The organism is Paenibacillus polymyxa M1 (assembly GCF_000237325.1).
GTDB classification, from domain to species: domain Bacteria; phylum Bacillota; class Bacilli; order Paenibacillales; family Paenibacillaceae; genus Paenibacillus; species Paenibacillus polymyxa_C.
In genome coordinates, this window is the sequence record NC_017542.1 from 2415009 (window position 1) to 2431361 (window position 16353).

Here is a 16353-nt window from a genome sequence, read left to right on the forward strand (position 1 = left end):
ACATCCTCCTATGTTAGACGTGGGTATTTTGAGAGATATTTACCATCATATCGAGGCAGAATATCAAGGGTGTGGGTATTGTGACTGGTCCATTTGACAAAAGCTTCAAATACACATAAAATCTTATTGCATCAATACTTACCGCATTACTATGTTTTTGGAGAAGACAGCGAATTTCTCCGACAATGGGCGCTAATTTTTGACCATTGGTTTATTTTGGATTCGCCATTAAAAGGAGCCTGAAATTATGAATGTATATCGCAATACCCTTGAACTCATCGGGCGCACGCCATTAGTGGAGCTGAATAGCTATTCTCTACCCAGAGGAATTCGCCTGTTCGCCAAGCTGGAGTTTATGAACCCCGGCGGGAGCGTAAAAGACCGGGTGGGAAAGGCTTTAATTGAAAAAGCGTTAAAGACAGGCCAGTTGAAGCCGGGCGGGACTTTAATAGAAGCAACAGCAGGTAATGCAGGTATTGGTCTTGCGATGGCCGCGCTTCATTATGATATTTCGGTTATTTTTGCTGTGCCTGAGAAGTTCAGCCAAGAGAAGCAGGACTTGATGAAAGCATTGGGAGCACGTATCGTTCATACCCCGACAAGTGAGGGAATGAAGGGAGCCATTGAAAAAACAAAGCAATTGGCTGCTGAAATCAAAGATGCATACTTGCCGCAGCAATTTAGCAATCCTGATAATCCAGAGGCTTATTATACGACAATGGGACCTGAAATTTGGAACGATCTGGACGGTAAAGTCGACGTATTCGTGGCAGGAGCAGGCTCAGGGGGCACATTTATGGGAACCTCGCGTTATCTTAAGGAGCAAAATGCAGCCATTAAAACTGTCATTGTGGAGCCTGAAGGGTCCATTTTGAATGGAGGCGAGTCAGGCCCTCATAAAACAGAAGGAATCGGCATGGAATTGATCCCTGAGTTTGTGGACAAAGGCTATTTTAATGCCATTCATACCATTAGCGATGTGGACGCATTCAACCGCGTCAAGGAATTGGCCGAACGTGAAGGGATTCTCGTGGGCAGTTCCTCCGGTTCTGCCCTCCATGCTGCTTTACTGGAAGCAGAGAGCGCACCGGATGGTGCACATATTGTCACCATTTTCCCAGATAGCAGTGAACGTTATTTGAGCAAAAAAATATATGAAGGCGGGATATAAAATGAAACGCAAAACAAAACTGATTCACGGTGGACTCCCTACCGATCCTCATACTGGCGCGGTTAACGTTCCTATTTATCAGGTAAGCACTTATGAGCAAGAGGAAATCGGCGTTCATAAGGGATACGAGTATTCGCGTACAGGCAACCCGACTCGGTTTGCACTGGAAGAGCTGATCAAGGAACTGGAGGAAGGCACACGCGGTTTTGCTTTCGGTTCGGGTATGGCAGCGATTCATGCAGTGTTTTCCTTGTTTAAAGCAGGGGATCATATTTTGCTGACCGATGATGTATACGGGGGCACTTATCGTATTGTAAGCAAAGTGCTTAGTCGGATCGGGATTGAGTCCACATTTGTGGATACAACTGATCTGGAGGCTATTTCTAAAGCAATCCGTCCGAATACGAAGGCATTGTATGTCGAAACACCAACAAATCCGCTGTTGAAAGTTACTGATATCCGCGCAGTTTCAGAACTGGTGAAAAAGCATGAGCTTTTGTTGATTGTGGACAATACATTTGCTACCCCTTACTGGCAGACGCCAATTACACTCGGGGCTGATATCGTCGTACACTCCGCAACCAAATATTTGGGTGGACACAGCGATGTTGTAGCCGGTCTGGCTGTAGTCAACAGTGAAGAGCTGGGCGAGCAGCTTCATTTTCTGCAAAACGCCATTGGCGGTATTCTCGGTCCGCAGGATTCATGGTTATTGATTCGTGGTATCAAAACCTTGGGTCTGCGTATGGAAGCAATTGAGAAAAATGCAAAGGAAATTGCAGCCTTTTTGGAAAAGCATCCGAAGGTTAGTAAGGTGTACTACCCTGGGCTGGAAAGCCATGCACAGCACGAGCTGTCCAAAATTCAAGCTGAAGGCTTTGGCGGCATCATTTCCTTTGATGTAGGTAGCGATGCTAACGCGGTTGCCCTCCTGAAAAAAGTAAAGTATTTTACATTGGCTGAGAGCTTGGGAGCGGTTGAAAGTCTGATTAGCGTTCCAGCACGTATGACGCACGCCTCCATTCCGGCAGAACGCCGTGCAGAGCTAGGTATTACAGAAGGCTTGGTACGGATTTCGGTTGGGATCGAAGATCTGGAGGATTTGATCGAAGACTTGCAGTCAGCATTGTAAGAAAATAAGCATAATGATCAAGAGAGGTGGCAGAAGCTGCCTCTTTTTTTGTTGTGAGAATAGCTTCTTTTTTGAAAAGCACGGAGGAGTACGCAGAGGTGGTAACGAATAGTTTTATATAGTTCAATTGAATGTTAAACGGAATATAACGCGGCTACGTCTCTGAGGACACAAAAACCTGGAGGGGGAATGTTATGAGGTTCACACATCTGGAAAAAGCAACTACTGTGCTGTCGGATCATCCGGTACGTCTGGCGTCTGCTTATGCAGTCGGCCCAGTCGAGCTTCCGGAAAATTGTGGTGTGGGCAGGGAATGGTCGAGTCATTTTACGCAAGAGGAATGGAATTTGGAAAAGGCTTGTGGTGAAGATGGAATCGAGCTTTCAGCAGGAGGAAAGGCAGTGTGCCGATTACTGACCGAGCTTGACCCTCGGACCTCTGAACTGAATCTAGGTGTTTTTCCGCCTTTGGCTGAACACGAAAGACTTTTGCTGGTTTCAAATCTACGTTGTATGACTGCACAGGAAGTGATTTTCAGACCGTTTGAAGGAACCGGACAAATTTGGATAGATGGCACATTGGTATATGCCGAATCCGGTCCCTTTCGCTTGTATTTGGAGGAAGGTGATCACACGGTCGTTATCATTGCTGCATTTATTCCTGATGAGGCCCGCTCTATTCGTATCAGTGGAAATCAGGTATGCGATGAACCAGATGTGATAGAGCTGCATCGTGAATTCGTAGAGCGTAATATACGTAATCATATGGCATGGTTAGAGGTTGAGCAAAGTGCTGGCAGGGAAGGAGAAGACAGCCCGATTTTATTTTATTTGCTGCGTAAGGATCGGATACTTCTTCCCTCAGATCAAACGTTATGGGTCGAGGTAACGAATGATGAGGGCTTGAAGCTGGATCAGTTTCCAGCCCATTGGGAGCAGGAGCAAAGCTACGCCTGGGATGAGGAGAAGATCGGGAATACGGGAATGCTGCACTTCACCGTTACCTATCGGGATTATGAGGCTGTAGAACATCATTTTGTGTATTCGGTACTTGTGCGGCCTTTGTCAGTCGTCGTGGAGGGCTTGCAGGAAGAGTATGACCAGTACATGCAAGCCTATGCTAAAGATGTTCTTCATTCTGCGCAGAAAATACAAATAAAGGGCCTGCTTGAGGAATTAAACAGGTTAACGGATTCGCCGGAAGATCCTTTTGAAATCTGGGATTCCCGGGTGGTGCGTGAATATATTAAGCTATTAAAACAAATTTTTATATCTGGACATACCGAACAGTCACAGCACTCATCGTTACTTCAGAAAGAACATATTTTTTTGACGGCCGACGGCATTGGTGAAGGTTTTTTTGTCTCCCGTTTGGACAATAGTTTGCAACGGTATACCATCCAGCTTCCCAGCAACTACACGGCTGAGCGACGGTATCCTCTGATCGTTCTAATGCCTGGCAAGCGATATGAGCTGGGACTGCCGGATTTTCAGAATAGAGGTTTTGGGCGGGGTTGGGAAGACGAGGCTATATTTGTTACTTTTTCGTGTCGTGGCGTTACGCTGGGCAGTTATATTGGAGAAGCTGCTTTTTTGGAGGGGCTAGATGTCATACTGCAAGCGTACCGAGTGGACGAAGAACGTATCTATCTGACGGGTTACTCAAATGGTGCATATGCTGCATGGGCGATGGCACAGGCTTATCCTTCTCGGTTTGCAGCTATTGCGGTAATCTCAGGGACGCCACACCCCAAGCATCTGAAAAATTTGATCAATATTCCAATATTGGATGTGTGTGGTGACCAGGATTACTTATTTGCCCAAGCATACACAGCTCCGGTAACCGAGCTTTCATCGAACCATTTTAAAGGTGTGATAGAGCGGCAGTCTAATCATTGGGATACGCATGAGTTAAGACTTTTGGATGGCATACTGGGTTGGCTTATGCAATGGAAAAGAGTTGCTGTACCTCAGCGTATTGCCTATCGGACGGAACGGGGCAGACATAATCGAGCTTACTGGCTGGAAGTGACACGCATGGATGAAAACGAGGAATATGCGGAGTTGTATGGCGAAATGAGTTCCACGGGTGAATTGGATATTGAGACTGTTCACGTCGAAGAATTTGTGATTCATCTCTCACAAGAGGACATGTCCCTGGAACTGGCCCAAGTTCGTATCGGAGCCCGCATTTTCATGTTGGATTTACGAGAATACAGCCGCTTTCGCTTTGTTAAAACACACTCGCACAAACGCCCTTCACCCGAATACCGTTTGATTGCTGAACGGGAGGGAGAGAGCTGTGAAGACTCCACCAAAAATGCGGATGCAGCTAAGAGTGTTGCGGATTTGCAAAGCGTGGGAAGAAATGGTGCGAGTCACGGTATGGGTGTACTTGATGTTTATATGAATCGACTTCACATTGTTCTTCCATCCAGTTATGCTACACCAGAGGAAGAGCAGGCGGTGAAACGAACGGCGAACGCCTTAGCTAGTCCGCGGACAGCGACTTGGAACCCGTACATTGGTGTTCATTATCCCGTGGTTTCTTCTAAAGATATTTCAGAGAAAGAACTGGCTGATAGCAACGTGATTTGTATCACTTCGGCCTTGTCCAGACATGAGCTGCTTCAAAAGTATCAAGCTCATCTTCAAATTGAATGTACCGAGGATGGGTATACATGGGGTGACGATTTTACGGCAGGCGAATACTGTTTGTCATATATTCAACCTAGCCCATGGTCTGCAACCCAGCAGATGCTTGTTGTAGCGACCAATTCACCCCGTCTGCTGGGTAAAAACCTTTTTATGCGCAGACTGATTATGCCCGGATATTTTAATGGTCTACACCCGTATTTAAATAAAGAGATTATTGTGTATGATAGCAAGGGAGTACGAGCATTTAACTTTACTTCCATTAAGCATGCGCAGCATAAACTGCAAGGTCAATAAAGATGCATGAGCGTCATTATAATCCATATTTAAAAAACCGTCTGGAGGCACATTGGCGATCCTGACGGTTTTTTTGCTGATCCATTGCAGTGATTCCTTGACTGGGATACGTCATATATAAAAGGGCATTATGGCAACTCAGCTTTTATACTGCTCCATCAGGTACATGATCTTCACTTCATCGGCCAAATCTCCAAAGGGTTCTAACGGATTCTCCTGGATGATATGATATAAACGTTGGATTCGTTCCTTTGGCAGCTTCCGAACATATCTGGAAATGAAAGCGGCATGGGTGACTATGTAGCGTTTTTTACGGATAGCGGCACTGGCTACGCGAACGAGAATATCTTCGCCTCCTGCCATTTCTAAAATACGGCGCTCATAAAAAGCCACATACCGGAATGTCCGATCCTTAATCAGCTCACGATTGAGTCTGGCAACCTCTCCAATGTATCTGACCATAAGGGGTTCAAAGCTTTTGATCAGGAGAGGATCGAGCGTTAATTCCATATCTTTGCGAAGAACAAATGATTGCAGCAGAGCGACCTGCTGGAGCCTTATCCGATCATTGTGAATGAGTACGGCAATTTCGCGTAGCATTTCATAGCAGACACGCTCACTAAGTTGCCGCAGGGCAACTGCATTTTTCTGATTCACGTTCAATCCTTCCTGGATCTGTCCTATACGCCCTCTGAAAAGGCGTATAAGCTGCCTACGCTGTTCATAAGGAACAATGCGCTGCTGTAGAAGGATCAAGGGCAACAGGAGAAACGCACCGACGATACCACACAGTAGCATTTGCTGTGACGAGTGACCGAAAAAGATAGAAGCAGCCAGCAACGCGATGCCGACGGCAAGGTCTTTATGAAAATAACGTTTAGCTCTGAGTTTGGCATATTGCTCTACAGGAACCAGCGTATCCCGACCACACGATGTACATTTCTCTTCCCAAAGGGCGGTGAATTGTCCGCAGCGCTTGCAGACTCTCAGCTTTTGGAAGGCATGCTCTGTGCGGGTAAAGGGGCGAAATTGCACAGCCTGTTTGGAGCTAATCATTGCGCTCACTTCTCCGGTTCAGCAGTGCGAGAAGCTCGGTGTCGATTTGTGTAATCGACGGGGCGCGTCTTTTATGTATATAGTAGATTAGTGATTTAATGGCGACAAAAAGAAACATAATCGCCAGACATCCGTATGAGATCATAGTGTACTTCCTCTTTCTGTTTAGATTTTTATTTTACTGTTTTACATGAACGGGTTTCGCTAGGGTTATTTTTGTCGTATAAAGGAGAAGGCTGGTGCCCGATTGCCCTCGTTGGGGTATAATTATATCATTACTGCAGGATATTGGTAAAATATCGCGGTATAATAGGCTTTTTGGTCGTATTCAGGCCGCTCGGACAGGATTTTCAGCTGGCGCTCATGTAAAACTCATTATAATTTAATAGTAGTGGAGTACAACTGTAATTTAGAATGAGAATTAATCGGCAAAGGGGTACAAGCGATGTTTAGTAGAGACAGAAAATGGTTTTTGGTCATCGGAATCATATGTACAATGATCATGTCCTCGATTTTGGCCTGGCAGCCACAGACGGCGAATGCCGCTTCACCCTCAGCTTCTAAAGTGGATGCGGTGCTGGTAGTCGATGTAAGTAATTCAATGAACACCAGTGATCCTGGGAAAATTGGCAATGAAGCCATGAAAATGTTTATTGATATGTTGTCAACACAAAATGACAAGGTTGGGATTGTAGCCTATACGGATGTCGTACAGCGCGAGAAAGCCTTGCTTAATATTTCATCCGAAGCAGATAAGCAGGAGCTGAAGACATTTATTGACGGGCTGAACCGGGGAGCGTATACTGACACCTCCGTAGGTGTCAAGGAAGCGATCCGTATTTTGCAGGATGGCAAAACAGCCGGGCATGCGCCTATGATCGTTATGTTAGCTGATGGTAACAACGATTTTAATAAGACGACAGGCCGAACTGAAAGCCAATCCGCTCAGGATATGGCACAGGCTGTAGCCGAGGCTAAAAAAAGCGGTGTGCCGATCTATACCATCGGTTTGAATGCAGATGGAAAGCTGAATAAAAATAAACTCGCCGACATCGCGCAGCAAACGGGTGGCAAGTCCTTTATTACAAGCTCGGCAGACGATCTACCGAACATTTTGAGTGAAATTTTCGCCAGCAATTTGAAATTGAAAGTGGTGCCCTTGCAGTCCATTACGGCAAACGGCGACTATCAGGACGTTACAGTAACCGTACCAAACGATAGCGTGCTGGAAGCCAACATTTCGATCATGTCCTCGAAACCGGTGGACGCGAGATTAATAGACCCATCGGGCAACACGAAGTCGATTCCTTCGAGCGATGTACTGCTGTCCAAGTCCAAAAGCTACTCGCTGATTAAATTGCTCAAGCCTGTGGCTGGCGACTGGAAGCTTCAAGTCAAGGGAGTGCAGCAGGATAAGATTGATATTAATCTGGTATTTAACTATGATTTGGAATTGAAGCTGGACGCACCGCCTGCCAAATCATACAAAAAAGGTGACTCGGTTCAAATTCGTTCCTATCTGACGAGCAATAACCAGCCGTATCAGGATCAGGAATTGTATGCGAATATGAATGCGGTCCTGAAGGTCAAGGACCTTGATACCGGCGCAACGAATGAAGTGCCCCTAACAAACGCAGGCGATGCTTTTACCGGCTCCTATACGATTCCGGATGAGCATGACTATGAGCTAACCGTCAGAGCAGAGGAGAAGAGCTTCTACCGTGAAACGCAGCCTGTAACCATCAGTGCCAAAGCTGGGGCAGCGAGCGGTACGAATACTGGCACAACTCAGCCTACGGCACCTGCTGAAAAGTCTAAGCTATTGCCACTCATTCTTTTAGGGGTGGGACTGCTCGTTCTGCTAGTGGCGGCATATTTCATCTGGAAGGCTGTCAAAAAAGCCAATCGTGGCTTTGTCGGTCAGATCGTACTGGAAATCCGGGACGAAAATACCGGCGAAAAGACATACCCGCAGTATAAGAAGCTGAACACCTTCCGGGGCAAATTCAATTTACACCAGTTGCTGCAACTGGCGCCAGAATTTGCTGGAACCGATAAGGTCGTGTTCACGCCAGCGAACCAGGATCGCATTGTGGTGCGTAGTACCCCAGAGATTACGATTGAAAAATCCGGGCGTGCTGTAGACGCAGGCAATGGTCTTGAACTGAAAAACGGTGATCGTCTGACGATTCCGCTGGCTAGTGTGGACAAAACCATTTTACTGGAGTTTATTTCAGTAAACAGCTAAACGAACCCTTAGGAGGTCATATCTATGAAACCAGTAGTTAGAGAGCATATCCAACAATTAGACGTATCACTCGGCGGAGGGATCGTAAGCGATAAGATCAGAGTAGATACCATCGATAATCCTATTTTAATTATCGGACTTGGGGGAACGGGGATTGACGCCCTTCTCCGCTTGAAATATCAAATCAACCGTAGATTCAAGCTGCCTGCGGACCCGATTTCCAAGAAAAAGAGCGAGAAACCGGATAACGTGGAATTTCTCGCTTTTGAAACGAATGAACAAGACCGCAACAAAAAATACAAAGGGATTGGTTTGGACCCCATCAATGAGTTTGTACTGCTGTCCAATGCGGAAATCGGCGGGTTGCTGCAAAACCGCAGTATTTTGGAGCCGTACATCACTGACTGGCTGTCTCCCGAGCTGAGCATTACCGATGGTATGAACGGGGCGGCAGGGGTACGTCAGGCTGGACGATTACTATTGTTCACCAAAATCAATCAGGTCGTACAAAGTATTGACAAAAAAATCAAAACCCTGTCTGAAGGTACTAACAAGAAGCTTATGGTGTTTTTGCTATCCGGTTTGTCCGGCGGTACAGGAAGCGGTACTTTCCTCGATATCTCATATATCGTTCGAGGCATTATTGAGCGGGACTATGGCTCCGCAGGTGTAGACCGTGTAAACACGCTGGGTTATCTGTTCACACCGGATATTAATCTGGCCAACAAAAGCCTGAGCGAGCATACGCGTGAATATATTAAAAAAAATGGCTATGCTGCACTGAAAGAGCTGGACTACTGGATGAATGTGGACAGTCGTGGTGAACGCTTTAAGCAACAGTACGGTAACATTTTGACTGTAAACTCGCCGTTGCCGCCGTTCAATCTGTGTCACCTTATTTCGGCTACGAATACGGAAGGCAAACTACTGGAAAATGCTTATGATTACTGCATGAATGTCACCGCTGAGAACATCACCAACTTTATGGCGAGTGAGGAAAAACAGTCGGGTGAAGAGTTCGCCATTCATGACTATATCAGCAACATTCGTACCAACATCGCGCAAATGAATAAGGCGTATCCAGCAAACTACGATTACAATATTATCGGAGCTTCCTCGGCAGTGCTGCCTATGGAGGAAATGACGACATATCTGGCTTACCGAATGTTTGGTAAAATGTCCAAAATGTTTGAGCAAGCGCCAAATCAGGAGGATGTAGAGAAGTTTGCCCGCAAGCTGGGCGTGGATCTGGATAGCATGATCAAAAACTTTGAGTCCCGTGTACCTGAGCCGCTTCCGGGCTTTGAAAACAGTGAACGGTTAAGTTATAACAATGTTGTTAAGATGCAAGTAGTTAATATGGACACTGAGCTGGAGCAAACGTTCCTGACGCGTGCTCGCGAAGAATATATCAAAGCGAAGAAACAGCTTCCTGGCGAAATTGTAGGACAGTTTACGGACCAAATCCGCCGGATGTTCCTACATCCCGAGCAAGGGCCGTTTTATGTATCCCGCATGATATATACTGAAAAAGGGTTTAGCTTGCTGAAAATGCTGCTTTCCTATGTTGAAACGTTGCGTGAATCACTGCACCGTATTCCTACGGACATTGAATGGGCGCGAGAGCAGGCGAACGAGAAGCTGGGCGATGCTAAGAGTGCGTTTGTATCCAAGGATAAGAAGAAAAATGCATATATTGAAGCAAAAATCAACGAATATTGGCTGCGGGCTGATGTGGAACGTACAGAGCAGCTCATTGAATTCTATGAAGACCTGTATGACCTGCTAAATAAAGAAAATAACCGCATTTATAATGTATTTACTGAAATTTTGAACGCACTGAGTGCCATTTTCGAAAAGAATGGTGATCTGCTGATTAATGGCGAGGAACAATCCGATCACAAAGGTAACAAGACGTATTATTGGAATCTGGTAAGTGTACCGGATATTTCGGAAGTTGTGACCAAGCTGCTGGATAACCGCAATGGTGACGACTTGATTCGTGATTTTGCCCAAGAATTGCTGGAAAATTCAGATCAATGGGTGAAAGATCAGGATATGGACATCATCAGCTCGATCTCCAATTTCTTGACTGACAAATTTGGTGATCTCATTACCCGTTCCATGGAGGATTTCCTGGTCATGAAGTACGGGCAGGATGAAGCGATTGAAAAATTTGTAGAGCGTTACATTGCAAGCAAGCTGGATGAGGAGGCTGTACCTGTCTTCCATTTGAGCAACAGTTCTGGCAATTTGTATTTCCCGTCCTGGGGATTCGTTTCGGTACCTGTACAGTCGCCTAATATCCTGAAAGGCGTTCGCAATTATCAAAATAATGCAATTGGCAAATCGCACTTCACTATTAAAGAAAGTGAAGTCCGTAACCGGATTTTCTGGCTCAATACGCGTAATGGTGTTCCTCTGTTTGTATATACGCCGCTCAAAGTGTATGAAGAGAGCTATGAGAAAACCATTCTTGACCGTGAAGGTATTGGCCGACATCTGGTGCAGACAGGTCAGAACAACTGGACGAATCTGCCGTCGCCGATTCCTGAAAAATCATGGGGAGAAACTTACATCAATTCGCGTGTGCAAGCTCACAATGCCCGCATTCGTAATGATTTCGACCGGGCCAAGGCACTCGGAGTGATTCGTGAGAAAGATGTCGATCAAAATACAAGCAGCCGTTTTACTGTAATTCGCTCACAAGCGCTAGATATGAATGCGCTACTGGCAGGCTACGATATGCGCTTACAGGAATCCAAGCCGAATTTGGGCGAGGTGAAAAGAGCATGGTCTGAGCTGAAGCGTCTACTGGCTGAAGGGCTGGAGCAGACCGGAAGCAAGGACATCTTTGGCAGCATCAATGAAGAGATGGCCAAGGAAAACCTGATCCGTTCACCGGAGTTAACGCAGATGGTTCGTGATGAGCTGGCGAAATATATTCAAATCGAAGCAAAAGCCGCTGAATTGGAAGCTTTACTGGGCAAATATCAGGATGAAGAAAAATGGTTGGATCAGTTCATTCAGGCCCTCTATACAGACACAATTACGAAAAAAGGCGCTTTGTACGTCTATGATCGTGATGAAGAGGAAGAGGCGTGGGAGCCGTTTGCCAACGTCATGAAGAGCCGCAATTATGTGGAGTTTGAAGTGTTTACAAACTTCCGTGGATTGGATGAAAAGAAATTTGCAGCACTAATGCGTAAGGCGGATCGCCGTGATGCTGTATTGACTTCATCTGAGGATATTACACCACTGCTGGCGAAGTTGGATGAGCTGGCTGCCACTTACACAGAGGCACGCAATCAATTGGAATATGAAAAGGTAGAGCTGGCTAATGGAGCGGAACTTTATGCATTTTATGCTCAAATGGCCGGAAAATTAAACGACATCCGCAGAAAGTTGAAGTAAAGTATGAGAGAGCAGCTGTTACGTTATGCGGCTGACTATGCAGCCGCAGAGGACCAATTAATCGGAAGCGGGGATGGACGCAGCAGCATCCATTTCCCGTCCGTGTTTCTTTTTATCGGCGATCACATGAGCCCGGTGATGAACACAATTGCAGATATCAACCGGACCAAGTGGGATAACAGCACAGGAGTAACCTATATTCAGATTTGCTCGCAGGAAGAGCACGAGGCTGCAGACCGTTCGGTAGAGGCCATCGTTCATACGGTAGCTGTACCGGAAGAAAGTAGTCACCAAACGTTACGCCGTGACTTGCACCAGGCTTTTTATACACATGAATCAAAGCTAATTGAACTTAACACCGCGTTACGCCGGGCTAGTGGACATCTGGCTGATTATGGTCGGTTGTATTCCTCGTTTGAGCGTGTACATTTGTCGATCCTGACAACAGCGGATGATCCCATGAACGTATTAATTCCTGAAATTACGCTGTTGGCAGAGTATATTTTTGCCCAATCTTTTAAATCGGTACAAATGGATCTGTATGTGTTGATGAGCGAAAGCGACCAGGCTGCCCAATTTGGCTACAGAAGTGCAACATCCGTTGCTTTTATGCGGGAGTTGGATTACATCCAGAGCCCAGCATATACGTTTACAGCACCGCTTCATATGACCGAGGACAAATTGACCATCCCGGTATCTCATGCTCCATCTCCGTTGTTCGATCTTGTCTATGTGCTGTCCGACAAGAATGAGCGCGGCGTAACGGTGCCGAATAGCCTGCGCGAGAGCTGTGATATTATTTGTCACATTCAACTTCTTAAAAACCGTTATCAGGCAGGAGATTCCTATCGGTCACAGGATGGAGGCTACAATAATACATCGTTTAAGAATAACATCATGACGGAATCCGGGCGGCAGGGTTATGTGTCGGCTGGATTTTCCCGGGTTAACCGCCCTAATCAGTCGATTGCGCTTACGGTGTTGTATCACTTTTATGTGAAGCTGCTAGAGCGTATGAGAACAGAGCAGGATTGGGACATACGCGATAAGCTAAATTATTTTGGCTTAGATGCTGCTGAGCGCGGTCGTACACGAAATGATCTAGTACCTGGCAATGAAGCGATCATGGACATGAGCGCACTAATGACGAGCGGAGCCAGCTACGGCTCGCTGAAACGAATGTCATTACGTGAGGCAGAGGAAACCTTGTTTGGTCAGGGGTGCGAAGCCTTTTTCCGCGATAACTGTGAACGGATCGTACAGAAGCGCTTGGGAGATTTTCAGGCGGATATGCGTTTGCAGGTGGCTGTGAATGCAGCTGCTAAGGAACATCCTCATATCGGCTTTTTCGAGCTGACAGATTGGACGGATGAAAATCAAACAGGGAATGTGCTTACGGCTGTTCGGGGAATGATTCGTGATACGTCCAATGATTTGCAGATCAGTGCGGCCGAACTGGATGCGCTGTATAGCGGACGAGTGGAAGATCAGCCTTTTCAGCGACTGCCGCTTATGGATAAACATAATGTGCGTAGCTTGATCCGTTACCTCACTGAAACAGTCTACGGGCATAAAATGCACATGTTGCGGATTCAAGTGGATTTGGAGCTACTTCGCCGCTATGAAATGGCACTGGAAAAATGGCATGCACAGGCGAAGCATATTACAGTACAGCTAGCCAACCTGGAGCGTGAATTGCATCAAGCTGCAACGGATAGTATTCGGCAGGCTGACAGTTACACAGGTCAAAACCTGTTCGAGTATTACGAGCGTGTGACGGAGGATGTCATGCATGAGTTGGAAAGCAAGCGGGGGAAATCTATATTCTTTGACGCCCGGCATATGGGACCTGTATCTGGGTTGCTGGATGAAGGTCTGTCTGCACTGGTGGATAGACTTACGCAGACCTGCCGTACCTTGATTCTCAGCTCACAGCCATTTAATCAGACATTCGAAGAAGAATTATTACGACGTGCCAATGTAGCTGCTGCATATGAAAATCGGCTGGTCGTTCCGAAGGATGAGCTGTTTAAAAAACTGTATCAAACGTTAGAAGAGCACGGCGGAATCAATGTACGTTTGCTCGACTATACCCATGAGCATCGGTATGAAGAAAAGTATTTTTTTGGTGACTACGAAGGCGAATTTCTTCCTTATGCGATGGACGTCGACATTACTTCGCGAATTTACAAGCTGGGTTTTGTTCATGAGCGTCGCAGTAGCGGGGTGGAAAAACTGCATTTGATGGGCGGCTTCCATCTGGAGGATCTGATGGTTTACCGCAACGGCAAAACGTATTATGAGACATATACTGCGAATGGTTTCGTGTTTCATGGAATCGACGTGGACCGGTTGCCGGAATTGCGGTAGCCATATATTATCCTACTTTAATGATGGAAGGAAGCAACGAATCTTATGAAGCAACGAAAATTTAACGTTCTCCTATTGGTGTTTGGCTTGCTGGGCGCTGTAGTAGGCTTCATCTTAGGAGAGCTTATTCTTCACAAATTGATAGGCCACTGGCCGCATATCATCGTGGTCGGGCTATATTTTGGCATCATGGCGCTGTGCATTGGTCTAGGTTGCCTTATCGGCGAACTAATTTCGCCACAGTTAAATGGACATTCATGGCGACAACGATACTCAGGATTGTCCTGGAAATTACTAGTACCTGCTACACTGGTCATGTTGCTCGTGGCAGGTCTGTTATTGGAACTGGGGTATCAGGTTAACCCTGAAGGGCGTAAGAGTGTACAGGACCTCGTGCTTGTGATTGATAATTCCGGAAGCATGCAACAAACAGATCCCGATAATGAACGCCTAACGGCTGCTAAGAGTCTAATTGGGCAAATGGATGGAGACAAGCGCGTAGCCATTGTTTCATTTGAATCCACTGCGCAGTTGGTGCAGCCATTTACTCCCATTGGCACAGATGCAGAGAAGCAAGCGGTATATTCCAAAATCGATAGTATGCAGACTATAATGTCAGGCGGTACAGAGATCGGGCTTGCTTTGGACGAGACGATCAAGGAGATTGAAACCCAAGGCAATGCGGAAAAAGGTTCTCTCGTTATTATGCTCTCTGACGGCTTTAGCGAACTGGATACGCAAACCGCATTGGCTCCTTACATTGCCCGTCAGATTCCGATTAATACGATCGGCCTGAAACTGGCAGAATCAGAAGGTATAGCTTTGTTGCAAAATATTGCCAGCCTAACGGGTGGAACTTATTCTAATGTAGCTAATGCCCAAGGACTTACGCAGGCGTTCGGTAAAATATATAACAAAATTGGTGATCGCACGCTGGTAACGGAGCGGACAGGTGAGTATGCCGACAGTCTGTATTTTGCTATTTATCGCGTAACGGCTCTGGTTATCATCGGAGTTCTATTAGGGTTGGCTCTTGGATTGATGTTTGATAACCGTTTTCTCGCGCGGAATTTCGCAATTGGTGGAGTTCCAGCCGGCTTGCTCGCTGGCTTGATTTTGGAAAGAGGGTTATCTGGCTCGCCTATAGGTGACTTGATGATTCGTTTGCTAGCAGCGCTCGTACTGGCGGCCCTTATTGCTGTCTTTTCACTTGTTCTGCCGATTGCGGAAAATACTCGCCGATCTTCTGGTGGTGGGAGCCAAGGTGGGTCATCAGGCCAACGGAGAGGGGCACCGGAAGGCCCGACGCGCAATCGACGCAGCAGTGGATTTTAGAACGGGAGGCTGGAACTTATGCAGTATAGGGATGCACAGCCCGGTGATCCTGTGATTTCGGAGCTGAGCCACAAAATTGACGACAACCGGGTAGTGTTACGCTGGCAGTGGCCTGAAGGTGTAGCCGTAGTCTATATTGCCAAACAATCAGCCGATGCAGGTGCGAACGGGCAGAATGAAACGCCGACTTCTGACCTGAAGCTTTTTACACGAGAGGAATATAAGGCCGCTGGCAGCTATCGTGACCGGATTGAAGGCATTGGACGTGTGCGGTATACCGTGTATCCGGCTGTTCGGGAGGAGGGTGACACCTTTGTAATCCGTCAGCCAGACGGAACCAACCAACTGGAGTTGAGCACGGGTAGAGCCAAAATTAAATATGCGGTTCACCATAAAAAAAGCTGGTTTCGCAGCCGCAAAACAGTCCAGATTCAGGTGACAGCCGAAGTTCCTGTTCCGCAGGAGGCGCTTTGCTACGTAAAGAAGCGTGGCGGCTATCCGGTTGACCGGGACGATGGCACCTTGTATCCGTTCACGGCACCCTTTGCTGCAGGACGGAATGTTTTACCCGCTATTGAAGTGGGGGGAGATGAGTATGTGCGGCTGTTTTTTACGGACGGTCAGAAGTATGGCACGATATATGAATTAGTTCCTGAATGAAAGGAGGCCACAACCG

10 protein-coding genes are annotated in these 16353 nt (G+C 46.6%); 8 read left to right on the forward strand and 2 right to left on the reverse strand.

The features are described 5' to 3' along the window. Window positions 1-247 precede the first annotated feature (247 nt). From PPM_RS11030 to PPM_RS11040, 3 genes are all read left to right on the forward strand, one after another. A complete protein-coding gene (locus tag PPM_RS11030) occupies window positions 248-1171 on the forward strand; it encodes a PLP-dependent cysteine synthase family protein (protein ID WP_013370925.1) in 924 nt (307 codons plus the stop codon). A 1-nt stretch (window position 1172) separates the two neighbouring features. After that, on the forward strand, window positions 1173-2303 hold the full coding sequence (locus tag PPM_RS11035; RefSeq protein ID WP_013370926.1) for a bifunctional cystathionine gamma-lyase/homocysteine desulfhydrase: 1131 nt from the start codon (window positions 1173-1175) through the stop codon (window positions 2301-2303). A 194-nt stretch (window positions 2304-2497) separates the two neighbouring features. Continuing rightward, a complete protein-coding gene (locus tag PPM_RS11040) occupies window positions 2498-5254 on the forward strand; it encodes a PHB depolymerase family esterase (protein WP_014599702.1) in 2757 nt (918 codons plus the stop codon). Between the two features lie 138 nt (window positions 5255-5392). Here the strand turns inward: PPM_RS11040 and PPM_RS11045 are convergent, their stop codons facing one another. Continuing rightward, window positions 5393-6310 (reverse strand): hypothetical protein, encoded by a 918-nt coding sequence (locus PPM_RS11045; RefSeq protein WP_013370929.1) that lies wholly within the window; start codon window positions 6308-6310, stop codon window positions 5393-5395. Next, window positions 6303-6455: a hypothetical protein gene (locus tag PPM_RS29625; protein ID WP_013370930.1), complete on the reverse strand. Its 153-nt coding sequence runs from the start codon at window positions 6453-6455 to the stop codon at window positions 6303-6305. Before PPM_RS29625 ends, PPM_RS11045 begins: the two co-directional genes overlap by 8 nt. Before the next feature lie 300 nt (window positions 6456-6755). Between PPM_RS29625 and PPM_RS11050 the strand changes: the two genes are divergently transcribed. The 5 genes from PPM_RS11050 to PPM_RS11070 are packed head-to-tail and all read left to right on the forward strand — an operon-like array spanning window position 6756 to window position 16337. After that, window positions 6756-8558 carry a vWA domain-containing protein gene (locus PPM_RS11050; RefSeq protein WP_013370931.1) on the forward strand — a complete coding sequence of 601 codons (1803 nt, stop codon included), beginning with the start codon at window positions 6756-6758 and terminating at the stop codon, window positions 8556-8558. 24 nt (window positions 8559-8582) lie between these two features. After that, window positions 8583-11972: a tubulin-like doman-containing protein gene (locus PPM_RS11055; RefSeq protein WP_013370932.1), complete on the forward strand. Its 3390-nt coding sequence runs from the start codon at window positions 8583-8585 to the stop codon at window positions 11970-11972. A gap of 3 nt (window positions 11973-11975) precedes the next feature. Further along, the gene (locus PPM_RS11060; RefSeq protein ID WP_013370933.1) at window positions 11976-14342 is read left to right on the forward strand and encodes a hypothetical protein; all 2367 of its coding nucleotides are present in this window, start codon (window positions 11976-11978) and stop codon (window positions 14340-14342) included. 45 nt (window positions 14343-14387) lie between these two features. Continuing rightward, window positions 14388-15677: a vWA domain-containing protein gene (locus PPM_RS11065; RefSeq protein ID WP_013370934.1), complete on the forward strand. Its 1290-nt coding sequence runs from the start codon at window positions 14388-14390 to the stop codon at window positions 15675-15677. 18 nt (window positions 15678-15695) lie between these two features. Then, the gene (locus PPM_RS11070; RefSeq protein WP_013370935.1) at window positions 15696-16337 is read left to right on the forward strand and encodes a hypothetical protein; all 642 of its coding nucleotides are present in this window, start codon (window positions 15696-15698) and stop codon (window positions 16335-16337) included. Window positions 16338-16353: the final 16 nt, after the last annotated feature.